A 993-nucleotide genomic window follows, 5' to 3' on the forward strand; every position below is an offset into this window, starting at 1 on the left:
AACCCGTTGTGCATTTTAAATAATGCTAATTTTTAAATTGTTGATATTCCTGTTGAATATATTTTTGTTGATGTATTGAACAATCGTCATGGCTGTAATTTTCGTCAGTATTCTGGTCTTGAAACCATCAAAGGACTTGGCATAATTGCGTCTTACCATAAACTGGTCGCACATTTGCGAAAACAAGGTTTCAATTCGTTTTCTGGATTTTCTGAACAAGCTGAATTGAGGTTTGCATCCCTTTTGGTTATTTCTTTTTGGCGTATCCAGCCTGATATTGGCGTGTTCAAAAAGGCTTAGCTGTACCGCTGCGGACAGATATCCCTTATCGCCCAGCAGCGTGCAATCCGAGAGCTGATCGCTGACATCATTCAGATAATGAATATCATGGACATTTGCCGGAGTAAGGTCAATAGCCTGAAATACACCTTTTAACGAACAAACCGCATGAAGTTTATAACCATAATAGTACATCTTTTGCGAGGCACAGTACCCTTTGGCCGGCATGCTGTAAAGTTCCTCTCTGCATATTTTTGAGCGGGAACTGCGAGCAATTTTACAGACTTCCAAAGGCATACTATCCACAATAAATACGTCTTCGCATTCATTAAACGATTCTGCAAGTTCCAGACGGATAGCATTCTGGTAAAGCATCAATCTCCGCTTTCTTCTATTGTATACAGTGCGCTCTATTTTACCCTGCAAACAGGAAGGAAGCTTTCGGAAAAGGTCGTTCTCACTGTCGATCCCCATATATTCAGCTGTTAAACTCAGGCTGATGACCTCAAGGTCGCTCATAGCTGGACGTCTGCGTTGCATGGGTAATTGCCGCTCTGTTGATATTTTTCTTAAAACTTCCAATATTCTTTCGTAATTTGCTCTTAAGTTGTTCATTCTAAATCGTTTTGTAGTTAAAACAATTTACTGATTATCAGCGCAATGAGCAACTTATTTCTCCTTTTTTATCCCTAAATCATAATGCACAACGGGTTA

General features: G+C 39.7%; 1 protein-coding gene. It reads right to left on the reverse strand.

The genetic code is table 11. The features are described 5' to 3' along the window. Positions 1 to 15 precede the first annotated feature (15 nt). Positions 16 to 894, reverse strand: coding sequence for an IS982 family transposase (locus GOQ16_RS17195; RefSeq protein WP_160070423.1), 879 nt, complete (start codon positions 892 to 894; stop codon positions 16 to 18). Between the last annotated feature and the right edge of the window lie 99 nt (positions 895 to 993).

It is taken from the genome of Sphingobacterium bovisgrunnientis (genome assembly GCF_009829085.1).
GTDB classification, from domain to species: Bacteria; Bacteroidota; Bacteroidia; order Sphingobacteriales; family Sphingobacteriaceae; genus Sphingobacterium; species Sphingobacterium bovisgrunnientis.